Origin of the sequence: Pseudomonas sp. A6 (assembly GCF_052367875.1) — a bacterium.
GTDB classification, from domain to species: Bacteria; Pseudomonadota; Gammaproteobacteria; order Pseudomonadales; family Pseudomonadaceae; genus Pseudomonas; species Pseudomonas citronellolis.
In genome coordinates this window covers 3642356-3664973 of sequence record NZ_CP198970.1, presented here as the reverse complement: position 1 = coordinate 3664973, position 22618 = coordinate 3642356, and the positions used below count along the sequence as shown (strand labels likewise).

At 65.9% G+C, this 22618-nt stretch carries 20 protein-coding genes and 1 pseudogene; 11 read left to right on the top strand and 10 right to left on the bottom strand.

Translation table 11 applies throughout. The annotated features are described in order from the left end of the window. Positions 1 to 192 precede the first annotated feature (192 nt). The 3 genes from ACTWJ5_RS16420 to moaB are packed head-to-tail and all read right to left on the bottom strand — an operon-like array spanning position 193 to position 2409. Positions 193 to 663, bottom strand: coding sequence for an NAD-binding protein (locus ACTWJ5_RS16420; protein WP_074980826.1), 471 nt, complete (start codon positions 661 to 663; stop codon positions 193 to 195). Continuing rightward, the gene (locus ACTWJ5_RS16415) at positions 650 to 1855 is read right to left on the bottom strand and encodes a molybdopterin molybdotransferase MoeA (protein WP_116424571.1); all 1206 of its coding nucleotides are present in this window, start codon (positions 1853 to 1855) and stop codon (positions 650 to 652) included. Before ACTWJ5_RS16415 ends, ACTWJ5_RS16420 begins: the two co-directional genes overlap by 14 nt. Before the next feature lie 14 nt (positions 1856 to 1869). Beyond that, on the bottom strand, positions 1870 to 2409 hold the full coding sequence (gene moaB, locus ACTWJ5_RS16410) for a molybdenum cofactor biosynthesis protein B (RefSeq protein ID WP_074980828.1): 540 nt from the start codon (positions 2407 to 2409) through the stop codon (positions 1870 to 1872). Positions 2410 to 2627: 218 nt separating this feature from the next. Here moaB and mobA point away from each other — a divergent pair, with 218 nt between their 5' ends. From mobA to ACTWJ5_RS16385, 5 genes are all read left to right on the top strand, one after another. Then, entirely contained in the window at positions 2628 to 3236 is a 609-nt protein-coding gene (mobA, locus tag ACTWJ5_RS16405; RefSeq protein WP_253412585.1) for a molybdenum cofactor guanylyltransferase MobA, read from the top strand. Positions 3237 to 3371: 135 nt separating this feature from the next. Further along, the gene (gene fdhD, locus ACTWJ5_RS16400) at positions 3372 to 4202 is read left to right on the top strand and encodes a formate dehydrogenase accessory sulfurtransferase FdhD (RefSeq protein ID WP_444436075.1); all 831 of its coding nucleotides are present in this window, start codon (positions 3372 to 3374) and stop codon (positions 4200 to 4202) included. Between the two features lie 21 nt (positions 4203 to 4223). Continuing rightward, on the top strand, positions 4224 to 4727 hold the full coding sequence (gene moaC, locus ACTWJ5_RS16395) for a cyclic pyranopterin monophosphate synthase MoaC (RefSeq protein ID WP_061561790.1): 504 nt from the start codon (positions 4224 to 4226) through the stop codon (positions 4725 to 4727). Further along, positions 4724 to 4975, top strand: a complete 252-nt coding sequence (locus ACTWJ5_RS16390) for a MoaD/ThiS family protein (RefSeq protein WP_043272850.1) — start codon at positions 4724 to 4726, stop codon at positions 4973 to 4975. Before moaC ends, ACTWJ5_RS16390 begins: the two co-directional genes overlap by 4 nt. Further along, positions 4976 to 5422 carry a molybdenum cofactor biosynthesis protein MoaE gene (locus ACTWJ5_RS16385; protein ID WP_043272851.1) on the top strand — a complete coding sequence of 149 codons (447 nt, stop codon included), beginning with the start codon at positions 4976 to 4978 and terminating at the stop codon, positions 5420 to 5422. A gap of 45 nt (positions 5423 to 5467) precedes the next feature. Here ACTWJ5_RS16385 and ACTWJ5_RS16380 read toward each other — a convergent pair whose 3' ends face one another. The 3 genes from ACTWJ5_RS16380 to ACTWJ5_RS16370 all read right to left on the bottom strand — a co-directional run bounded on the left by ACTWJ5_RS16380 (position 5468) and on the right by ACTWJ5_RS16370 (position 11984). After that, complete coding sequence (locus tag ACTWJ5_RS16380) at positions 5468 to 8212, bottom strand: AAA family ATPase (RefSeq protein ID WP_436410219.1); 2745 nt, start codon at positions 8210 to 8212, stop codon at positions 5468 to 5470. Between the two features lie 392 nt (positions 8213 to 8604). Beyond that, on the bottom strand, positions 8605 to 9543 hold the full coding sequence (locus ACTWJ5_RS16375) for a Dyp-type peroxidase (RefSeq protein WP_301500940.1): 939 nt from the start codon (positions 9541 to 9543) through the stop codon (positions 8605 to 8607). A gap of 167 nt (positions 9544 to 9710) precedes the next feature. Further along, positions 9711 to 11984, bottom strand: a complete 2274-nt coding sequence (locus ACTWJ5_RS16370) for an FdhF/YdeP family oxidoreductase (RefSeq protein WP_043272853.1) — start codon at positions 11982 to 11984, stop codon at positions 9711 to 9713. Positions 11985 to 12386: 402 nt separating this feature from the next. Between ACTWJ5_RS16370 and ACTWJ5_RS16365 the strand changes: the two genes are divergently transcribed. Then, positions 12387 to 13793, top strand: coding sequence for a cytochrome ubiquinol oxidase subunit I (locus ACTWJ5_RS16365; protein ID WP_064583156.1), 1407 nt, complete (start codon positions 12387 to 12389; stop codon positions 13791 to 13793). A gap of 33 nt (positions 13794 to 13826) precedes the next feature. Then, positions 13827 to 14837 carry a cytochrome d ubiquinol oxidase subunit II gene (cydB, locus tag ACTWJ5_RS16360; RefSeq protein ID WP_074980834.1) on the top strand — a complete coding sequence of 337 codons (1011 nt, stop codon included), beginning with the start codon at positions 13827 to 13829 and terminating at the stop codon, positions 14835 to 14837. A gap of 68 nt (positions 14838 to 14905) precedes the next feature. On the opposite strand, the gene ACTWJ5_RS16355 is transcribed toward cydB, so the two are convergent. The 3 genes and pseudogenes from ACTWJ5_RS16355 to ligD all read right to left on the bottom strand — a co-directional run bounded on the left by ACTWJ5_RS16355 (position 14906) and on the right by ligD (position 18384). Further along, positions 14906 to 15523, bottom strand: coding sequence for a GGDEF domain-containing protein (locus ACTWJ5_RS16355; RefSeq protein WP_074980835.1), 618 nt, complete (start codon positions 15521 to 15523; stop codon positions 14906 to 14908). A 394-nt stretch (positions 15524 to 15917) separates the two neighbouring features. Continuing rightward, positions 15918 to 16292, bottom strand: coding sequence for a histone-like nucleoid-structuring protein, MvaT/MvaU family (locus ACTWJ5_RS16350; RefSeq protein WP_116424496.1), 375 nt, complete (start codon positions 16290 to 16292; stop codon positions 15918 to 15920). A 569-nt stretch (positions 16293 to 16861) separates the two neighbouring features. Then, a pseudogene (ligD, locus tag ACTWJ5_RS16345) lies at positions 16862 to 18384 on the bottom strand (non-homologous end-joining DNA ligase). 255 nt (positions 18385 to 18639) lie between these two features. Between ligD and ACTWJ5_RS16340 the strand changes: the two are divergent. Genes ACTWJ5_RS16340 through ACTWJ5_RS16325 form a run of 4 tightly spaced genes read left to right on the top strand, consistent with a single transcriptional unit; the run spans position 18640 to position 21480 of the window. Continuing rightward, entirely contained in the window at positions 18640 to 18912 is a 273-nt protein-coding gene (locus ACTWJ5_RS16340) for a DUF1652 domain-containing protein (RefSeq protein ID WP_009621889.1), read from the top strand. A 29-nt stretch (positions 18913 to 18941) separates the two neighbouring features. Next, positions 18942 to 20168, top strand: a complete 1227-nt coding sequence (locus ACTWJ5_RS16335) for an MFS transporter (RefSeq protein WP_253391301.1) — start codon at positions 18942 to 18944, stop codon at positions 20166 to 20168. Positions 20169 to 20219: 51 nt separating this feature from the next. Beyond that, entirely contained in the window at positions 20220 to 20861 is a 642-nt protein-coding gene (locus ACTWJ5_RS16330) for a hypothetical protein (protein ID WP_253391300.1), read from the top strand. Positions 20862 to 20865: 4 nt separating this feature from the next. Continuing rightward, complete coding sequence (locus ACTWJ5_RS16325) at positions 20866 to 21480, top strand: helix-turn-helix transcriptional regulator (RefSeq protein ID WP_444436074.1); 615 nt, start codon at positions 20866 to 20868, stop codon at positions 21478 to 21480. Here ACTWJ5_RS16325 and ACTWJ5_RS16320 read toward each other — a convergent pair. Beyond that, positions 21477 to 22556: a sigma-54 interaction domain-containing protein gene (locus ACTWJ5_RS16320; RefSeq protein ID WP_444436073.1), complete on the bottom strand. Its 1080-nt coding sequence runs from the start codon at positions 22554 to 22556 to the stop codon at positions 21477 to 21479. The genes ACTWJ5_RS16325 and ACTWJ5_RS16320 overlap by 4 nt on opposite strands. Between the last annotated feature and the right edge of the window lie 62 nt (positions 22557 to 22618).

Here is a 22618-nt window from a genome sequence, read left to right as displayed (position 1 = left end):
AGCCGGAGATGACGGTTCAGGTTGAAACCATTGCTGTCCGCCGGCACGGACAAGCTCCCTCTCCCTTCAGGGAGAGGGAGCGGAGCCAACCCAAAGCCCAAAAGCCACCGGGCCGCGCCAGGATGCTCTTCGTAGGAGCGAGCTTGCTCGCGAACCGCATGGCACCGTATTTGTTCGCGAGCAAGCTCGCTCCTACGAGAAGCCGTGCTCGCCAGCAACACCCTCTTGCTGGAGCACACAGTGCGGCAGCAGGTCCAAAGGTATCTGCCCACCCTGAACGACCCGCGCAGCCACTCCCCCATCCTCCATCACCGGCGCTATGACAGCGCCGGGCCGCAGCTGGCGGATACGCGGAAGGTTCCGCGAGTCATTGACCGTCACCACCGTGAGCGCACTGCAGGCGAGCGCCTGCAATGCCCGCAGCACGGCCAGGTTGTGCGAATCGTCGTCGAGCATCGCCAGTATGGCCACCGCTCTCTCCGCGCCCGCCCGCCGGAGCACTTCCACGTCCTGAGGATCGCCCAGCACGGCGTCCGGGGCTGCCGTCGAGGTTCGGCTGGGCAGCAGGCGGATCGCGGCCTGGCCCCTTGCGTTCAGTTCCCGCCAGGCGTTGTAGGCCAGGGCGTTGTCGCCGATGACGATGTAATGCTCAGCGCGCGTCATTCGCCGCGCCCCAGAGCCCGTCGAACGGCAGGAAGTCCAGCCATTCCCCCGCCGCGAAAGTCCTGCCTGCCGGGACTTCCAGCAGGCCGTCGGCCACTGCCGCGCTCAGCAGGGTGCCGGAGCTCTGCCCCGGCAGCAGCAGGGCGACACCGTTCTCGATGCGCACCCGCAGGTATTCCTGGCGGGTACCCGCCGAAGGCCAGTCGAAGCCCGCCGGCAGCGGGTAGCGCCTGGGCCGGACCGCGGCCACGCCCATCCGCCGCAGCAGGTAGGGCCGCACCAGCAGCAGGAAGGTCACCAGGGACGAGCCGGGGTTCCCCGGTAGCCCGATGAAGGGCGTTGCGTCCAGTTGGCCGAAGGTGAACGGCTTGCCCGGTTTGATGGCCAGCTTCCAGAGCAGCACCTCGCCCTGCTCGCGCAGGAGCTGGCCGATGAAATCGGCCTCGCCCACCGAGACGCCGCCGGAACTGAGGATCAGGTCGTTCGCGCGGCCGGCGTCGAGGGCCGCGCGGATCGCCTCGGGGTCGTCTCCCACGCGGCCCAGCTCCACGACCTCGCAACCCAGGCGCTGGAGCAGCGCCCGCAGCAGCGTGCGGTTGCTGTCGTAGATTTGCCCGGGCGCCAGCGCCTGGCCCGCGGCGACCAGTTCATCGCCGGTGGAAAGCAGCGCGACCCGGGGGCGCCGCACGACCGGCGCGCGCTCATAGCCCTGGGAAGCCAGAACCCCCAGGGATACCGGCCCCAATACCCGGCCGGCTTCGAGCAGAGGTTCGCCGGCGGCGATCTCGTCCGCCCGCGGCCGAACGTTGGCGCCGGCCCGCGGCTGGCCTTCGATCAGCACCCGCTGGTCGTCGAGCAGCCTGCAGTTCTCCTGGATCTGCACGCAGTCGGCCCCTTCCGGCAGCGGCGCGCCCGTGTAGATGCGCGCGCAGGTGCCGGGCTCCAGCGGCGCCGGCGCCTGGCCGGCGAAGATCGTCTGGGAGATGCGCAGCGCCCGCCCGTCCAGGTCCGCAAGCCTGAAGGCATAGCCATCCATGGCGCTGTTGGCCCAGGGCGGCGAGTCGGTCCGCGCGAACAGGTCGCGCGCCAGCACGCGGCCATCGGCCAGGGCCAGCGCCAGTTCCTCGATATCGGCGATGGGCGAGCCTTGCGCCAGGTCGAGCAGGCGGCCCAGGGCCTCGTCGACCGGCATCAGCGCCGCGCCCTTCATTGGCGCGGCCCGCAGGCGTTGCCGGGCTTGAGGTGCGCGACGAAGTTGCAGGGGCGGTGCCGCGAATCGAGCTGCTCGACCAGGATGCCCTCCCAGGCCGTCCGGCAGGCCCCGGTGGAGCCCGGCAGGCAGCACACCAGGGTGCCGTTGGCCAGGCCGGCCAGGGCGCGGGACTGCACGGTGGAGCTGCCGATGTCGAGGATCGACAGCGCGCGGAACAGCTCGCCGAAGCCCTCGACCTGCTTGTCCAGCAGGCAGGCGACGGCCTCCGGAGTGCTGTCGCGGCCGGTGAAGCCGGTGCCGCCGGTGATCAGCACCACCTGCACGTCATCGTCGGCGATCCAGGCGGCGACCTGCGCGCGTATCCGGTAGAGGTCGTCCTTGAGCAGCACGCGCGCCACCAGGCGGTGGCCGATCTCGACGCAGCGGCTCGCCAGCAACTCGCCCGACGTATCGTTTTCGAAAGTTCGCGTATCGCTGACGGTCAATACCGCGATGTTCAGCGGAATGAATTCCGTATTCGGTTTGACACTCACGGGGCATCGCTCCAGTTGGAAGTTTCCGTGGAAACTAGAGACAAAGACCGGCGTCGTCCAATCGATATGGCAAACCCTCCGATCGGAGTCTTCTATCGACAAGAAGAGTGTTCCCGATAAGGCGCATCTATCTTCCGGTAAGCATTTGCAATTGGACGCATCCGCTGCAAGTTCTGTAGTTTTCCGCCTTCGATTCCGAGCCTTCGGATACAACGAGCATGAGCACTATCGAAATACCCTGTTCCATACTTCTGCTCGCCGGTGGAAAAGGCCAGAGAATGGGAGGAAAGGACAAGGGACTGATGCTCTTCCGCGGCAAGCCGTTCATCGCGCATATCCATGCCGTGGTGCGCGAACTGACCGACGACCTGATCATTTCCTGCAACCGCAACCAGGCTGTCTACGCGACCTATTCGGACCGCTGCGTGAGCGATTCGGTCGACGGCTATCCGGGCCCCCTGGCGGGTGTGATCGCGGGCCTGGAACAGGCCAGGCACGCGTGGATGCTGGTGCTGCCCTGCGATGCGCCGCTGGTCGACCAGGCGCTCGTCCGCGCCATGCTGGCGCACCTCGGCAAGGGCCTCGGCTACCCGCTGATGCTGCGCCAGGGCAGCCAATGGCAGCCGATGTTCAGCCTGCTGCCCAAGGCCCTGTTGCCGACCCTGGAGGCGGCCTGGGCGGCGGGCGAGCGAAGCCTGCTGCGGCTGCTCCTGGCCGCCCGGGCCAAGGGCCTGCCGTGCTCCTGCCAGGACCTGCGCCTGCAGAACCTGAACAGCCCCGAAGTGCTGCTGGCGGCGCAGAGCGGCGCCATCGAAACCCGGCCGTGAAAGCAACTTCCGGCCTGCATCGAATGCGTTGTTTCCGTCATAGAGGAGTCTTATTGACGGATCGGAACAAGCGATTGGACGTTATTTGATCGCCTGCGTAACCTGAAAGCAGGCAACAAGACACAAGGTGCCGTGATGGAGCTGATCGACGAAGCTCGAACCGATATATCCGATATCAATGCGCCGCCCGCGCCCGCGCAAACCTATAGTTATGTCGAGTTGGGCGAGAACTGGATAATCGGCGAGGCCGTACTTGCCCGGGAAACGGCATTGGCCATCAGTTATAACGGCATCAACCAGGCGGTGATGATGATATCGCCGGGTAATATGGAAGACTTCGTCAGGGGTTTCAGCCTGACCAATGAAATCGTCACTTCCCTGGATGAAATCCGCGATATAAAAATCACCGGTTCCGGCGAGTCGTACCTGGCCCAGGTCGAAATAACCAACCGCGCCTTCTGGGCGCTGAAGGGCCACCGCCGGCAACTGGCCGGCACCAGCGGCTGCGGCATCTGCGGGGTCGAGGCGCTGGACCAGGCGCTGCCGGCGCTGACCCCGCTGCGCCTCGCGCCGCTGCCGGAAGCGCGCCTGCTGGAGGGCCTGCGCGAGCGCATCAACGCCGCCCAGACGGTCGCCCGCGACAGCGGCGCCCTGCACGCCGCCCTGTACCTCGACGCCCAGGGCGAGGTGCGCCTGTGCCGCGAGGACATCGGCCGGCACAACGCCCTGGACAAGCTGATCGGCGCCATGGCCCAGGCGCGCTTCGAACCCGCCGAGGGCTTCGTCGTCGTCACCAGCCGCTGCAGCCTGGAACTCATTCACAAGGCGGTGCGGGCGCGCATCGGCACCCTGGTCAGCCTCTCGGCGCCCACCGCCCTGACCGTGGAATGGGCGCGCCGCAACCAGCTCAACCTCATCCACCTTCCCCACCACAGCCTGCCCAGGCTCTACAGCCCGGCGCCCTGACCCGCGCGCCCCGGAGTCCCGATGAACCAAGCCCATGAGTCGGCGGCGACGCTGACCCACCTGGACAATCGCGGCCATGCCCGCATGGTCGACGTCACCGCGAAGCAGGACAGCCAGCGCGAAGCCGTGGCCGAAGCCTGGATCAGGATGAAACCTGAAACCCTCGACCTGATCCTCGAACAGGGCCACCCCAAGGGCGATGTCTTCGCCACCGCGCGGATCGCCGGGATCATGGCGGCCAAGCGCACCCATGAACTCATCCCGCTGTGCCACCCGCTGCTGCTCAGCGCGGTCAGCGTCGAGCTCAAGCCGGTGTTGCCGGACTCGGTGCGCATCGTCGCGAGCTGCCGCCTGAAAGGCGCGACGGGCGTGGAGATGGAAGCCCTGACGGCGGCCAGCGTCGCGGCCCTGACGCTCTACGACATGTGCAAGGCGATCGACCGCGGCATGCAGATCGACTGGGTGCGGCTGCTGCGCAAGGCCGGCGGCCGCTCGGGCCTGTACCAGGTGGAGGACGCGCGATGATCCGCCTGCAGTACTTCGCCCGCTACCGCGAACTGCTCGGCAGCGAGGGCGAGCCCCTGCCCTGGCAGCCGGCCCTGGCCACGCTGGGCGACCTCCGCGACCACCTGGCCAGCCGCGGCGGCGCCTGGGCCGAGGTGTTCAGCCAGGGCAACCTGATGTGCGCGCGCAACCAGGAGTTATGCAGCCTGGACGAGCCCCTCGCCGATGGCGACGAAGTGGCGTTCTTCCCGCCGGTGACGGGAGGCTGAATGAGCATCTGCGTGCAACAGCAGGGCTTCGATGCCGGTGAACTCATCGAGCGGCTGCGCGGGCGCTCCGGCGGCGCCGGCGCCCTGGTGAGCTTCGTCGGCTACGTGCGCGACCTGGACGGCGGCGCCGAAGTCAGCGAGCTGTTCCTGGAGCACTACCCGGGCATGACGCAAAGGAGCCTGGAGCAGATCGCCGCGGCGGCGCGGGAGCGCTGGGCGCTGCTCGACCTCGAAGTGCTGCACCGCGTCGGCGCCCTCGCGGCGGCCGAGCCGATCGTCTTCGTCGGCGTCACCAGCCGGCACCGGCGGGACGCCTTCGAAGCCTGCGAATACATCATGGACCAGTTGAAGACCCGCGCCCCGTTCTGGAAGCGCGAACGCACGCCCCACGGCTGGCAATGGGTGGCGGCCCGCGAGACGGACAGCCAGGCCGCCGCGCGCTGGTGAGGGCACGGGTAGCGCCCGGGGTGAACGCTACCCGTCCGCCCGTCTTCAGGTTCCGGTCTGCTCCGCGTCGGCCGGCGGCGCGGGCGGCTCAGCCGCCGGGGGCTGGGCGCCGCCCTTCTCCAGCGTCACCTTGCCGGCCTCCTTGTCGTAGCCCAGGGCGATGCTGTCCCCGGAAACCACCTTGTCCCCGAGGATTTCCCGCGCCAGGCGCGTCTCCACTTCCTGGCGTATCTGCCGCTTCAGCTCGCGGGCGCCGAACTCGGGCTGGTAGCCCACGTCGACCAGGTGATCGACCAGGGACTCATCGACCGTCAGGGTGATGTCCTGCGCGGCGGCCGTGCGCACTACCCGCTGCAGCTGGATGCGGACGATGGCGCGGATGTCGTCGCGGGACAGCGCATGGAACACGATGATGTCGTCGACGCGGTTGAGGAACTCCGGACGGAAGTGTCCCTTGAGCACGCCCATCAGCTCGTCGCGCAGCGCCTTGTCGTCCATGCGCTCGGCCTCGGGGCGTTCGAGGTTGTCCATGATGATCGAGGCGCCGAGGTTGCTGGTGGCGATGATGATGGTGTTGCTGAAGTCCACCACCCGGCCCTTGCCGTCGGTGAGCCGACCGTCGTCGAAGACCTGCAGCAGCACGTTGTTGACGTCGGGGTGGGCCTTCTCGATCTCGTCCAGCAGGATCACGCTGTACGGCCGCCGGCGCACGCGCTCGGTCAGCTGGCCGCCCTCGTCGTAGCCGACGTAGCCCGGCGGCGCGCCGATCAGCCTGGCCACGGCATGGCGCTCCATGTACTCGGACATGTCGATGCGGATGATCGCCTGCTCGTCGCCGAACACGCTCTCCGCCAGCGCCTTGGCCAGCTCGGTCTTGCCCACCCCGGTCGGGCCGAGGAACAGGAAGGTGGCGATGGGCCGGTGGGCCTGGCCGAGGCCCGCGCGGGACAGGCGCACCGCATCGCTGACCGCCACCACCGCGTGCTCCTGGCCGATCAGCCGCTCGCGCAGCGTCTCTTCCATCTTCAGCAGCTTCTGGCGTTCTTCCTGGGTCAGCTCCGCCACCGGGATGCCGGTCAGCCGCGAGACCACCTCGGCGATGGACGAGGTGGTGACCTCCAGGGTCTCGGAACCGGTCTTGCGTTCCCAGGCCTCGGAGCGTTCCTCCAGCTGCGTCTGTTTCTCGCCGATCAGCTCCTCGAAGCTCTTCGCCTCGTCGAAGCGCTTGCGCGAGGTCGCGTAGTCCTGCTCGCGCTTGAGCTGGGCGATCTCCGCCTCCAGCTCCTGGATGTCTGCCGGCCGCGAGGTGGCGCCGATGCGCACGCGGGCGGCGGCCTGGTCGATCAGGTCGATGGCCTTGTCCGGCAGGAAGCGGTTGGTGATGTAGCGGTCGGCGAGTTCCGCGGCGGCGACGAAGGCATCGTCGGCGAAGGTCACCTGGTGGTGGGCCTCGAGCTTGTCGCGCAGGCCCCGGAGGATGACGATGGTCTGCTCCACCGTCGGCTCGGGGACGAACACCGGCTGGAAGCGGCGTTCCAGCGCGGCGTCCTTCTCGATGTACTTCTGGTACTCGTTGAGCGTGGTGGCGCCGATCAGGCTCAGCTCGCCGCGGGCCAGGGCCGGCTTGAGCACGTTGGCGATGTCCAGCCCGCCCTCCTCGCCGCCCTGCCCGGCGCCGACGATGGTGTGCAGCTCGTCGATGAACAGCACCAGCTCGTCGTGCTTGGCCGTGACTTCGTCGATCAGCTGCTTGGCCCGTTCCTCGAACTCGCCGCGGTACTTGGCGCCGGCGACCATCGAGTTCAAGTTCACCTCCACCAGGCGCTTGCCGCGCAGCACTTCCGGCACGTCGCCGTTGACGATGCGCTGGGCCAGCCCTTCGACGATCGCCGTCTTGCCGACGCCGGGCTCGCCGATCAGCACCGGGTTGTTCTTCTTGCGCCGGGCCAGCACCTCGATGGCGTTCTCGATCTCCTGGGCCCGCCCCAGCACCGGGTCCAGCTTGCCCTGGCGCGCCAGCTGGGTGAGGTCACGGCCGAACTTGTCCAGCGTCGGCGTGCCGCTGGGGGTATCCACGCGGCCGTCTTCGGCGCCCTTGCCGACGATCTTGACCACCTTCTGGCGCAGCGTCTCGGGGGTCACGCCGTACTTCTTCAGCAGCGTGCCGGCCAGGCTCTCGGGCACCGAGGCCAGGCCGATCAGCAGGTGCTCCGGGCCGACGTAGGAATGCCCCAGGTCCCGCGAGGCCTGGAAGGCCAGCTGGAAGGCCTTCTTCAGGCGCGGCGAGATGGTCATGCGGTCCACCGGCGCGTCGGCGGAGGCGTTGCCGGTCTGCGCATGCTGGTCGATGTAGCCCTTGATGTCCTCCGGCGACAGCTTCAGTTCCTTGAGCAGGGCGCTCACCACGTCGGTGTCGGCCAGCACGTACAGCAGGTGCTCGGTATCCAGTTCGTTGCGCCTGAGCTCGTGGGCCTTTTCCGCGGCGCGCTGGAGAATCTCCAGGGTCTGGGCGCTGAAGGCATCGGTGGCGTCGACCGACTCGCGGGGCACTTCGGCGGCCATGCCGAAACCATCGCCCTCCTCGCCCGCGCCGCCGAACCTGTCGAAGAAGCGTGAAAGCCCGCCGCCCCCCAGCAGCGAGTCGAACGGATTGAGCATGCTCTGGTGCCGCATCAACTGACGGTAGTCGTGGTCGCAGATCGACATCGACTTGCGCTCGCCATTCTGTACGACGGTCACGCGGGCAACGGCGGGTCGCGCATTACAGATTTCACAGAGAGTCGCCATGATGAACTTTCTCCACGCAACAAGTGGGCGCTTGTAATCGAGCGGCCGCATCTCCAGCAGCGCATAGCCATGGATGAGTTCAATAACGAACCCGGAGACTTGGCATGCACTGTTTTTTCGAAACGAAAGAGACAGGAAAACTCGAAAAGCCGGAACGGTTATTACACCGTCCGTTCACCATAGTCCGGGAAGTGGAAGAGCGCCAGACGAAATCGACGATAGCCAAACAACGAAAGATGATAAGCAGCGACGCTATAGCTACAAAACAATGAAACGAAGGAAGCTCAGCGGAACATGCCGGAGCAACTTCGGATTCCCTGGAAAACTATTGCGGCGAAGTGAGTCGCCGCAATAGTCCAGGGAAGTTACCGGGAAAACCGCTCGAACACGGGAAGTTATTCGGCGAGTTGCTCCAGCAGGTCGGCGGAGGGAACGAAGAACAGGCTGCCGGTCACCGCGCGGCTGTAATCCAGCAAGCGGTCGTAGTTGCCCGCCGGGCGCCCGACGAACATGTTCTGCAGCATTTCCTCGATGGGCTCGGGCGAGCGGGCATAGCCGATGAAATAGGTGCCGAACTCCCCTGCCCCCGGCCGGCCGAAAGGCATGTTGTCGCGCAGGATCTTCACTTCCTTGCCGTCCTTGACCAGGGTGGTGAGGGAGCTGTGCGAGCAGCTCGGCTTGACCGATTCGTCCAGCTCGATGTCGGACAGCTTGGTGCGCCCGATGATGCGCTCCTGGGCCTCGATGGACAGCCGGTTCCAGCCGGCCATGTCGTGCAGGTACTTCTGCACGATGACGTAGCTGCCGCCGGCGAAGCCGGGGTCTTCGTCGCCGATCAGGGTGAAATGGGCCGCCTCGCGGCCCGCAGGATTCTCGGTGCCGTCGACGAAGCCGACCATGCTGCGCATGTCGAAGTAGCGGAAGCCCTGGACTTCGTCGACCACTTCCACCGCCTTGCCCAGCCGGGTGACCACCTGGGTCGCCAGTTCGAAGCACAGGTCCATCTGGTCCGCGCGGATGTGCAGCAGGATGTCGCCCGGCGTGGAAACGGCCACGCGCTCGCCGGAACCCACTTCGCGGAAGGTGTGCAACGCCGCCGGGCGAGGCGCGCCGAACAGCCTGTCCCAGGCCTCGGAGCCGAAGCCGACGACGCAGGAAAGATTGCCCGCCGGCGCCCGCTTGCCGACCGAACGCACCAGGGCGGCGATATCCCCGCACAGTGCGCGCACGGCATCGCGGTTTTCCTCGCCGGAAAGCAGCGTCATCACGAGAAAGATCGCGCTACTGGTGATCGGACTGTCGACTGCCTGGGGATTGGGGAGTTCTTCTGTCATTTTGCTTGGCAACTACCATCACGGTTGGGCGTTCGAGACTACCAGATAATAGCGGGCGCATGACAATCGTCATCGCGCGTGCCGAATGGTTTTATTCCGAACTGCAAGTAAGGCTGAAAAAGAAAGGGGTGCCATTGGCACCCCGGTTATATGTTGGGCAACTTGGCTCAGTTGACTTCCGAGCGCATCACCCGAACCGGCACGGATTTATAGGAGGGCGTTCCGCTGTCGACGTCTATGTAGTCCAGCGGCACCAGTCTATTGGCTTCGGGATAGTACGCGGCGACCGAACCCGCGGCGATCTTGTATTCAATGGCGGTGATCTTCTCGTAACGCAGTTTGCGCCCCGCGGTAATTGTTTCTATATCCACCAGGTCGCCATGTTCCAAACCCCTGGCCGCCAGGTCGTCCGGGTTCATGAAGAGCACGTCGCGCCGCCCGAATACGCCGCGGTAGCGATCGTCCAGCGCATAGATGGTGGTGTTGTACTGGTCGTGGCTGCGGATGGTCACCAGGCGTAGGACGTCTTCGCCCTCCACCACCTTGTCTTCGTGCAGGCCGGGGAAGACGAAGAACTCGGCCTTGCCCGAGGGCGTGTCCCACTTGCGCTCGGTCGGCGGCAGCGGCATGCGGAAGCCGCCCGGGACGCGGATGCGGGCATTGAAGTCGTCGAAGCCGGGCACCGTCTTCTCGATCAGGTCGCGGATGCGGTCGTAGTCGGCGACCAGCTCCAGCCAGGGCACCTTGCTGTCCGGCAGGGTGGCGTTGGCCATGCCGGCGACGATGGCCGGCTCGGAGAGCAGGACGTCGGAAGCGGGCTTCAGCTTGCCGGCCGAGGCATGGACCATCGACATGGAGTCTTCCACGGTCACCGATTGCGGCCCGGTTTCCTGCACGTCCAGCTCGGTCCGCCCCAGGCAGGGGAACAGGAAGCTGTGCTTGCCCACCAGCAGGTGCGTGCGGTTCAGCTTGGTGCCGATGTGCACGCTCAGCTCCAGCTTGCCCATGGCCGGGAAGCACTGGCCGGGGTCGGGCAGCGCCACGGCGAAGTTGCCGCCCAGGCAGATCAGCGCCTTGGCCGTGCCGTCGATCATCGCCTGCATCGCCTGCACGGCATCGTGGCCATGCTGCGCCGGCGGCTTGAAGCCCAGCACCTGTTCGATCTTGCCGAGGAAGGCGCTCGACGGCTTCTCGGTGATGCCCACCGTGCGGTTGCCCTGGACGTTGGAGTGGCCGCGCAGCGGGCAGATGCCGGCCCCGGGCTTGCCGAAGTTGCCGCGCAGCATCAGCAGGTCGCAGATGAGCCGGACGTTGGCGGTGCCCTCGTTGTGCTGGGTGATGCCCATCCCGTAGGTCACGATGGTGGCGTTGGACTTCGCGTAGGCCGCCGCGACCATTTCCAGGTCGGATTTCTTCAGGCCGCTGGCGGCTTCGATGTCCGGCCACTGGGTGGCGTGCAGGTCGGCGACCAGCGCATCGAAGCCGACGGTGTGCTGCTTGATGAACTCGTAGTCGAGCGCGCCGCCCAGGCTGTCCTCGATCTCCAGCAGCGCCTTCATGATGCCCTTGATCGCCGCCGCGTCGCCGCCTGCCTTGACCATGAAGTAGGAGGACGCGATGCGGGTGGAGCCGTAGGTGGCCATCTCGATCATGTCCTGCGGGTCGGCGAAACGCTCCAGCGCGCGCTCGCGCAGCGGGTTGAACACCATGATCGGCACCTTGCGCCGCGACGCCTCGTGCAGCGTGCCCATCATCCGCGGGTGGTTGGTGCCGGGGTTGTGGCCGATGGAGATGATCAGCTCGCAGGCCTCGAAGTCATCCAGCGATACCGTGCCCTTGCCGATGCCGATCGAACGCGGCAGGCCGACGCTGGTGGGCTCGTGGCACATGTTCGAGCAGTCCGGGAAGTTGTTCGTGCCGTATTCCCGGGCGAACAGCTGGTACAGGTAGGCCGCCTCGTTGGAGGCCCGCCCGGAGGTGTAGAACTCCACCTCGTCGGGCTTCAGGCCACGGAGAATCTCGCCGATGCGGGCGAAGGCGGTTTCCCACTCGATGGGCTGGTAGGTGTCCGAGGCGCGGTCGTACACCAGCGGGTGGGTGATGCGCCCGAGGTCTTCCAGCTCGTAGTCGCTGCGGTGCAGCAGGGAAGCCACCGGGTGGCTGGCGAAGAACTCGGGGGTGACGCGCTTGCTGGTGGCCTCCCAGGTCACCGCCTTGGCGCCGTTCTCGCAGAACTGGAAGGTGGACCTGTGCTCCTTGTCCGGCCAGGCGCACCCGGGGCAGTCGAAGCCGTCGGGCTGGTTGGTGCGCATCAGGGTGATGGGCGCCTTGAGGGTATCCATCTGTTCCCGGACGGCCGTGGCCGTCGCCTTGAGAGCGCCCCAACCACCAGCGGGACCATCGTATTTACGAACACCAGGTACCTTGCGTCGAATAGTCATGATCGCTCCATATATACGAGCAGGCCGATAGTTGGGCGTGGCTCGACAGTTTTATATGTTCAGACGCTATAGCGATTATCTTTCTCCGCTATAGCGATATTGCCTTGCGCTCTACCCTCCCGAAAAAACAAAACTTCTTTCTTTCAAGAAGAAACCATCGTCGCCAGCCAACGAAAAACTGGCGCCTGTTACATGACTTGCTGGATGAGATCAACAGGAAGTTGCGAGAAAAAATAGCTTGCTCATGCCGCTCGATCGTGTTCTAGAATCTAAGCGGCGCACTTCCGAGATGTCAAGGCAAAGAACGAGAGTTGCACAGGCGCAAGCGGTCACTTAGTTAGCTTGCTTTGTGCCCGACACTCTCCGGCGAACTTTCCCTCCACTCCACAAGGCAGAGAAAGCATGGACACATACAGCTCGACCGCAATTGATCTGGCTCGTCTGCAGTTTGCCTTCACCGTTGGCGTCCATATAGTCTTTCCGGCCATCACCATTGGTCTCGCCAGTTTCCTGACGGTACTCGAAGGTCTTTGGCTTAGAACCGGAAGAGATGTCTACCGGGATCTTTACAGCTTTTGGGTGAAGATTTTCGCCATCAACTTCGGCATGGGTGTCGTTTCCGGATTGGTAATGGCCTATCAGTTCGGCACCAACTGGAGCCGCTTTTCATACTTTGCCGGCGGTATTACCGGACCCTTGTTGACTTATGAAGTTCTGACCGCGTTCTTTCTCGAGGCGGGCTTTCTCGGCGTGATGTTGTTCGGCTGGGAGCGCGTAGGCCGGGGCCTGCACTTCTTCGCCACCGCCATGGTCGCGCTGGGCACATTGATTTCCACCTTCTGGATATTGTCTTCCAACAGTTGGATGCATACGCCGCAAGGCTTCGAAATCGTCGATGGCCGGGCGGTGCCGGTCGACTGGCTGGCAGTCATCTTCAACCCGTCGTTCCCCTTCCGGCTCGCGCACATGGCCATCGCCGCGTTCCTCGCCACCGCCTTCTTCGTCGGGGCCTCCGGGGCCTGGCACCTGCTGCGCCGGAGCAACGACGAGGCCGCGCGCACCATGCTCTCCATGGCGGCCTGGATGGCGCTGCTGGTCGCGCCCATCCAGGCCGTGGTCGGCGATGCCCATGGGCTCAACACGCTGGAACACCAGCCGGCGAAGATCGCGGCCATCGAAGGGCACTGGGAGAATGTTCCGGGCGAACCTTCACCGCTGATATTGGCCGGCTGGCCCGACATGAAGGCGGAAAAAACCCACTTCGCCATAGAAGTTCCCCTGCTGGGAAGTCTTATTCTCACCCACAGTCTGGATCGCCAGATTCCCGCACTCAAATCATTCCCGCCGGAAGACAGGCCAAACTCCACGGTTATCTTCTGGACGTTCCGGATAATGGTAGCCATGGGACTCCTGATGATACTTACCGGCCTCTGGAGTCTATATCTGAGATGGCGCGGAAAACTCTACGATTCCCGCTTTTTCCTCAAGTTCGTGCTCTGCATGGGCCCTTCGGGACTCATTGCCCTGCTGGCCGGCTGGGTAACTACCGAAATGGGCCGGCAGCCCTGGGTGGTCTACGGATACATGCGTACCGTCGATGCCGCCTCGGCGCAAACCACCGCGCAAATGACCATCAGCCTGGTACTTTTCGTTCTTGTCTACTTCGCACTCTTCGGCACCGGCATCGCCTATATGCTGAAACTCGTACATAAGGGGCCGCAACCCCACGATGCGGAACATCCCATCGAAGGCGGTGCAGGCCAGATGCGTACGCCCGCACGTCCATTGTCGGCATCCGACGACCGTTAAGCGCAAGCACTGCAAACTTGAGGAGCGAATAACATGGGCGTCGATCTCACACTCATCTGGGCATTGATCATCATCTTCGGCATCATGATGTACGTCATCATGGATGGCTTCGACCTGGGCATCGGCATTCTTTTCCTTGCAATAAAGAACAAGGAAGAACGCGACGTCATGATGAATACCGTCGCCCCCGTATGGGACGGTAACGAAACATGGCTGGTATTGGGCGGCGCGGGATTGTTCGGCGCCTTTCCCCTGGCCTATTCGGTATTGCTCAGCGCGCTCTACCTGCCCCTGGTGCTCATGCTGCTGGGGCTGATCTTCCGCGGCGTGGCCTTCGAGTTCCGCTTCAAGGCCAGCGACAGGAACCGCCATTGGTGGGACAAGGCCTTCATCGGCGGCTCCATCGTGGCGACCTTCGCCCAGGGCGTGGCGCTGGGCGCCTTCATTGACGGCATCCCGGTGGCCAACAACGCCTACGCCGGCGGCAGCCTCGACTGGTTGAGCCCCTTCCCGATCTTCTGCGGCTTCGCCCTGCTGGTGGCCTACGCGCAGCTGGGCAGCACCTGGCTGATCATGAAGACCGAAGGACAGCTGCAGGCGGAGATGTACCGCTATTCGTCCTACTTCATCTGGATACTGCTGTTCGCCATCGCGATCATCAGCATCTGGACGCCCCTGTCGCACCCGCAGATCGCCCAGCGCTGGTTCAGCCTGCCGAACCTGGTCTACTTCCTGCCGGTCCCGGCGCTGCTGCTGTTCAGCTTCTTCGCCACCCTGATCACCCTCGCCCACCGGGCCACGGTGACGCCCTTCATGCTCACGCTGCTGGTCATCTTCCTGGGCTACAGCGGGCTGGGCATCAGCGTCTGGCCGAACATCATCCCGCCGGCGGTCTCCATCTGGCAGGCGGCCTCACCGGTGCAGAGCCAGCTGTTCGCCCTGATCGGCGCGCTGTTCATCCTGCCCTTCATCCTGATGTACACGTCCTGGAGCTATTACGTGTTCCGCGGCAAGGTCAAGGTCGGCGAGGGCTACCACCACTGAGCAACGGGTGGCGGCATGGGATGGAATGCGAACCGGCAGGCGACCCCTGCCGGTTTCGGCCAGCCGATCTAGGCAACCGGGGACGCCACGCCCCTGCCCCGCTCCGAGGACGGCAGCGCCCACTGGAAGCAGGACTTGCCCAGGGCCTTGGCGACCAGCATGGCCGAATCCGCGGCCAGGACCAGTTCGTCGGCCTGCCGGCCGTCGCGGGGAAACTCGGCGACACCGATGCTGACGCCGATCTGCAGGGCCGGGAACTCTTCCAGCAGGCTGGCTTTCGCAACCCCCAGCAAGCGTTCGCAGAGCGCTTCGACCTCCGCGCCGGTGGCGCCGGTGATCAGCGCGAACTCATCCCCGCCCAGCCGCGCCAGCAGGTCGCCGCCGCGTATGGTCCTGCTCCACTTGTTCGCCACCACCTGCAGCAGGCGGTCGCCCACGGCGTGGCTATGCAGGTCGTTGACCTGCTTGAAGCCATCCAGGTCGAGGTAGAGCAGGGTCAGCGACTTCTTCTGGTGCCCCGCCGCCGACATCGCCTGGCGCAGCGACAGGTCGAAACCACGGCGGTTGAGCACGCCGGTCAGCACATCGTGGCCGGACTCGTATTCAAGGCTCGACAAGAGTTTCGAACGGGTTTTCATGGTGCGGTGCATGCGCACCGCGACCAGTACCAGAAAGAACAGTTGCACCGAACTCAGGCAGGCTCCCAGAACGAAACAGGCGAATGACTTCACACCCAGGGCCTGGCCATGTAGCCAGATGAATATCAATAGCCCGGCCATCGTCGCCCAGGAGAACAGTGATACGCCCAGAAGTGCATTGAACTGATGACGAAGATGGCGAACCAGACTTTCCTGACTAATCTGCAAGACACAACCCCTGGCAAAAAATTTCTACCGCAATGAATCGTCAGCCAATTGAAATACTTGAGCCATACGGACGGACGGCAGCTCCCTGCGTGCACACTAATGGCGCAGCGGAGAAATACCGCCGAAATTCTGGAATAAGAACGCGCGGAAACTCAGTGGCGGGCACTGAATCGGTGATCGAGCGCGGCGCTTTGGCTAACTCTGCGTAAAGTGGTTACTTCTTCTGCAGCCAGGAGTCCACGACATCGCTGCCATATTCCGCCTTCCAGGCCTTCAGAACTTTATGGTTGCCGCCCTTGGTTTCAACGACCTCGCCACTGTGCGGGTTGCGGTAGACCTTGACCGCCCGCGCGCGCCGCTTGGCGCGCACGCCCCGCCCCGCGCGCGCAGGCGCTTCGCCATGGGCCCGGGGGTCGAGGATGGCGGTCACGTCGCCCAGGGACTTGCCGTATGTCTGCATGAGTTCATTCAGTTTCTGCTCGAACTCGATTTCCTTCTGCAGATTGACATCGTTCTTCAGCGACTCCAGGTGGGCCATCTGTTCTGCGAGCGCTTTCTCGACAGCGCGAAACTCTGCCAGCTTGGACATGGGAAACTCCTTCAGCAAAAGTTTTTCCAACCGATGAATATACCGGACAATTTCTGCGAATCCAAACGCCCGAAGTCCTGAAGCCATACATCCGCAAAGGTCTTTCGAACCATAAGGCAGGCCTCCACGGAGTTCACCTCGTTTTCAACGATCATTCCGGGCCCGGTAATTCGATACAGCGATATCGTATATTCGCCCGCGGCTCACCGCGCTTTATCTGGAGTCCTGGAACATACCTGCCGCTGCGATATCCGGATGCGCTTATAAGCAACTGTCTATTGGGTTATTCCCCTTCGGGCCAGCGCAAGCGCTGTTCGCGATGGAACCGAGAAAACAATGCAGGAACAACTGTCTTGCAGGCCGCGCCGGGGGCTCTTCGTAGGAGCGAGCTTGCTCGCGAACAGACTCCGCTGCGGGGCTCATTCGCGAGCAAGCTCGCTCCTACGAGAAGCCATGCGCGCTCCTACAGGGCAATACGGACCACCCCGGAACGTAGGGCGTATAACCGTTCGCGGTTATACGCCGCTGGCCGATGCACCAATACTCGACGAAAACGGCATAGGACTGGATCACTCCTCCCCCAACTGCCGCCACATCCGCTGCGTCAGGCGCTGGCGGACATCGCCCCAGGTAGCCCAGGGATCGTCCCCGCCACGCAAGGCCAGGCGCTCGTCGATATTCTGCAGGGTCCAGGCATTGGCCCCCTGCAACCTCTCCAATTCCTCCGGCGCCACCGGCACCGACACCGGCAGGCCCTCGCGGGCGCGCACCGACCAGGCGCACACAGTGCTGGCGCCGCGGCTGTTGCGCAGGTAGTCGACGAAGATCCTGCCGACGCGGTTCTTCGGCCCGGATACGGCGCTGAAGCGCTCCGGCATCCGTTGCGCCATGTGCCGGGTGATGGCGTGGGTGAAATCCCTGACCTCCTCCCAGCCATGGCGGCGCTCCAGCGGCACCAGGATGTGCATGCCCTTGCCGCCGCTGGTCTTGAGGAAGCTGGCCAGCTCCAGTTCCTCCAGCAGCGCGAGGATTCGCCGGGTGGCCTCGATCATCCGCGCCCAGGGCAGGCTGGGGTCGGGGTCCAGATCGAGGACGAAGCGGTCGGGGTGCTCCAGGTCGTCCACCCGCGCATTCCAGGTGTGCAGCTCCACCACCCCCATCTGCGCGGCGCCGGCCAGGGCCCGGGCGCTGGCGATGCGCAGCAGCGGCGCGTGGCCGGGGTCCAGCCCGGGGTCGAGCTGCTCCACGCCGGCCATCTCGGTGTGCGGGGCATGGCGCTGGAAGAACACCTCGCCACCGACGCCGTCCGGGGCGCGCAGCAGCGACACCGGGCGGTCGTCGAGCCAGGGCAGGATGCGTTCGGCGGCCCGCTCGTAGTAACGCGCAAGGTCCAGCTTGCGCAGGCCGCTGGCGGCGTCGATCACCCGCTCCGGGTGGGTGATGACGATACCGGCGACCCGCTCGCCGCGTTCCTCCGGGTCCGTCGCCGGCTTCTTCACCTCGGGCCTCCCGGGCGGCCCTGTTCGCCGGGCAGCGTTCGCCCACTGAGCACGCTTTGCGGCTGCTCGGCGAGGATGTCGTGGCGGGGAAAATCGCGGGCCTCGTCGTCGCGGCCCTTGACCAGGAACCACTGCGGCTTGCGCCCGGCCATGCGGGTGCGGATCAGGCTCCAGCCGCCGTGCAGCTTGCTCCCCTCCAGGCGGAACTTCAGGTGGCCGCTCTCCAGGCCCTGGCGCGGGTCGCCCAGCGGCACCCAGCGGCCGCGGTCCCAGACGATGACGTCGCCGGCGCCGTAGTGCCCCTCGGGGATGTGCCCCTCGAAGCCGGCGTACTCCAGCGGGTGGTCCTCCACCTCGATGGCCAGGCGCTTCACCGACGGGTCCAGGCACGGCCCCTTGGGCACCGCCCAACTCTTCAGCACCCCATCCAGCTCCAGGCGGAAGTCGTAGTGCAGGTGACTGGCGGCATGCTTCTGGATGACGAAGTCCAGCGCCCGGCCCCTGCGGGACGGGGCTTGCCCGCGAGGCTCCGGCGTGCCGCCGAAATCGCGGCGGCGGGCGTACTCCTCCAGGCTCGACTGATCATTGGCCATCGACGTCTCCATCAACTGGCGGCCCCGTCACTATAGCCGCCCTGCCCCTGCCGCCATGGCGCTGCCGGGCGGCGAGGCGGTTGCCGAAAGGAGCGTTCGCTGGTTGCAGATAAGAAATCGTTATAACGGCAACTCGCTAGCAAGCTACTGTTCATTTCCTGACGTCGGCTTTTCGGCGTGATCGGACGACCGATCCCAGCTTCGCCATACCCTGCGGACCCGCTTCAATCAAGTCGATAACTCGGGAGCCACCCGATGCAAACCTATTTGCAGGCCAAACGCATTCTCGAAGACAGCTTCACGCCCTACCGCTGCCAGTGCACCCTCGAAGCGGACGGTTCGATGACCGTGCAACTGCTCGCGCCCAACAGCTGCGACGTGGAACTGACCATCCCGCAGATCCCCCGCCACGACTGGGACAGCCTGCGCGCCGTGGCGAAACTGGCCCTGGAGCTGCGCCAGGCGCTGGACATGGCGCTGTCGGAACAGCAGCGGCCGGCCAAGCCCCTGAGCCTGGCGCCCGGCTAGCCACTCTTCGGGCCACCCTGGAGCCCCCGATGCAGGCAACCCCGCCCGGACTCTCCCGCGCCACCGCCTTCACCCTGGCCCTCTGCTGCGCCTTCTCGGTCGCCACCATCTACTACAACCAGGCCATGCTCTCGCTCATCGGCGACAGCTTCGCCCTCGGCACCGCCCAGGTCGGCCAGGTGGCCATGCTCACCCAGGTCGGCTATGCCGCCGGGCTGCTGCTGTTCGTGCCCCTGGGCGACCGCCTGGTGCGCCGCCGGCTGATCCTCGCGCTGCTGGTGGGCAACGCCCTGAGCCTGCTGGCCGCGGCCCTGGCGCCGAGCTTCGCCCTGCTGCTGGCGGCCAGCGCGCTGGTCGGCCTGTCGGCGGTGAGCGCGCAGGTGATCATCCCCGCGGCCACTTCGCTGGCCGCCAGCGAACAGCGCGGCTGGGCGCTGGGGTTGATGGTCAGCGGGCTGTCGGCCGGCGGCCTGCTGGCCAGGACGCTCAGTGGCGGCGTCAGCCACTGGCTGGGTTGGCGCGGCATGTTCCTGCTGGCGGCGCTGCTGGATGCCCTGCTGTTCGCCGCCATCCTGCTGCGCATGCCGCTCACCCGGCCCACCAGCGACCAGCCCTACCCGGCCCTGCTGCGTTCGATCCTCGGCCTGCTGCGCGAGCACCCGGCGCTGCGCTGGTCGTCGCTGGCCGGCGCCCTGACCTTCGCCGCCCTCAACGTGTTCTGGGGCTCCATGGCGGCGCTGCTGGCGCAGCCGCCCTACGGCTACTCCAGCGCCCAGGCCGGGCTGTTCGGGCTGTCGGCCATCGCCGGCATCCTCGCCGCTTCCTACCTGGGCCGTCTCACCCAGGAACACGGCATGCGCCTGAGCTACCTGGGTGCCGGCGCGCTGCTGGCGACCTTCGCCGGCCTCTACCTGGCCGGTCCCCTGGGCCTGTGGCTGCCGCTGCTGCTCGCCGCCACGCTGCTGGACATCGGCAACCGCGCCAACCAGTTGGCCAACCAGGCCCGCGTGCTGGCCCTGGCGCCGGACGCGGTCAGCCGCCTGAACACCGCCTTCATGGTCAGCTATTTCGCCGGCGGCGCGGCCGGCTCGGCCCTGGGCGCGGTGGCCGCCGGGCATGCCGGCTGGCACGGCCTGGCCCTGGTCGGCGCGGGCTTCGCCCTGGCCGCGCTGCTGGCGGTGTGGCTGTTCGACCGGCGCAGGTACGCGGAACGCGCCGGACGACCTCCGGTCGGCAAAAACAATAACGGCATTTAAATATGCTGAAATTGCCCTTGTAGTGTTATCGACCTGCAAGAGGCTACCGCCATGAACGTCAGGACACTGCTTTTCCTCGGACTCGCCGCACTCTGCGCCAGCGCCGCCCTGCCCACCCAGGCCAGCGCCGCCGACGCGCCCAGCGCGGCCTCGGCGCTGGATACGCGCCTGGCATTGCGCGACCTGTGGCTGGAACACATCTTCTGGATCCGCGACTACGCGCAGGCCAACCAGGCCGGCGACAGCCGCCAGGCCACGGTGGCCGGCGAACAGGTGGTGGCCAACGCCACGGCCATCGCCAACAGCATCGCCCCGCTGTACGGCCAGCCGGCCGCTGACCAGTTGCTGAAGCTGCTGGCCGGGCACTGGGGCGCGGTGAAGCACTACAGCGACGCCAGCGTGGCCAAGGACGCCAACGGCCGCAAGGCCGCGGTCAAGGACCTGCAGAGCAACGCCGGGGCCATCGCCCACTTCCTCGCCGGGGCCAACCCCAACCTGCCGGAGAACGGCCTGCTGGCCATGCTCGGCACCCACGGCGCCCAGCACATCGCCCAGATCGACCAGCTGGCCGCCCACGACTACGCTGCCGAAGCCAGGACCTGGGCAGCCATGCGCGGGCATATCCTGATGCTCTCCGACGCCCTGGCCAGCGCCCTGGTCAAGCAGTTCCCCGACAAGTTCGCAGCGAGGTAGGCGCATGCTTCAGGGATTGGGCCGCACCCAGCAGGACCTGCTCAGCGCCCTGCTCTACCGCGCGCAGGGCATGAGCATCGACGAGCTGGCCGGGCAACTGGCGGTGACGCGCACCGCCGTGCGCCAGCACCTGGCGGCGCTGGAGCGCGACGCCCTGGTCCTGCGCGGCCCGCTGCGCCCCACCGGGCGCCGTCCGGAGCAGCTCTACCAGCTGAGCCCGCGCGGCCGCGAGCTGTTCCCGCGGCAGTACCAGCTGCTGGCCGACCTGCTGATCGGCGAAGTGGCGCAACTCATCGGCCACGACGCCCTGGTAACGCTGATGCGCAAGCTGGGCGAACGCATGGCCGCCGAGTTGGAACCGGCCCCAGTGGACAAGGCGCGCATCGTCGAGCACATGAACGCCGCCGGCTACGAGGCGCAGCTGATCGCCCGCAGCGGCGGCGAGCCGGAGATAGTCGCGCACAACTGCGTGTTCCACCACCTGGCCAGCCGCCACCCGGAAGTCTGCGAACTCGACCTGGCCCTGCTCGGCCGCCTCGGCGGCGCCGCCGTCGAGCACCGCGAGTGCATGCTGCGCGGCGGCCAGGTGTGCCGCTTCCAGCTGCGGCGCGGCGACTAGCCCCGCTGCGCCGCCAGCGTCCGGCTGGAGGGCTCGATCTCGCCGATCTTCTCCAGCCGCGCCCGCACGATGTTGCGGCTGATGCCCAGCAGGCGGGCGGTCTGCAACTGGTTGCCGTGGCAGTAGTGGTAGGCGGTGCGGAACACGGTTTCCTCGATGTGCTCGTACAGCTCTGGCAGGTTGCGTTCGTAGAGCGCCAGCAACGCCGCATCCAGGCTCGCCTCCCCAGGCATGGCGGCCGGCGCCGGCAGCTCGGCGCGGGCCGGCGTGGTGCGCAGGTCGGCCAGGTAGAGGTCGCCCGGCTGCACCTGCTGGTTGCGGCATACCAGCAAGGCATGGTGGATGGCGTTTTCCAGTTCGCGGATGTTGCCCGGCCAGTTGTGGCCCAGCAGCTTGCGTTCGGCTTCCGGGCTCAGGCCGGCGCGCTGGTAGCCCAGGCGCTGGCAGTGCTCCTCGAGGAAGAATTCGGCCAGCGGCAGGATGTCTCCGGGGCGCTCGCGCAATGGCGGCAGGCGAATGGTGGCGACGTGCAGGCGGTAGAACAGGTCCTCGCGGAAATGCCCGGCCACCACGGCATCGGCCAGGTTGACGTTGGTCGCCGCCACCAGGCGCACGTCGATGGGGATGGGGTTGCGCGAGCCCAGGCGCACCACTTCGCGCTCCTGCAGTACGCGCAGCAGCTTGACCTGCATGTTCAGCGGCAGGTCGCCGATCTCGTCGAGGAACAGGGTGCCGCCGTTGGCCGCCTCGAACCAGCCGGCCTTGCTGCTGGTCGCGCCGGTGAAGGCGCCCTTCTCATGGCCGAACAGTTCGCTTTCCACCAGGGTTTCCGGGAAGGCGCCGCAGTTCACCGCGACGAAGGGCGCCTTGCCGCGCCGGCTGAGCTGGTGGATGTGCCTGGCCACCAGCTCCTTGCCGGTGCCGGTCTCGCCGATGATCAGGGCATTGGCCTCGCTGGGGGCCAGGCGCTCGATGCGGCTGAGCAACTCGCGCGAACGCGGGTCCTCGAAGACCAGCACGGTGGCCCGCACCGATTTGCTCAGTTCACGGGCGTGGGGATGGGTGAGCAGCGACATGGCGGCAGGTCCTTTGGCAGGCAGTGGCCGGATAGTGCCTGAAAATTCTTATTACCAAAAAA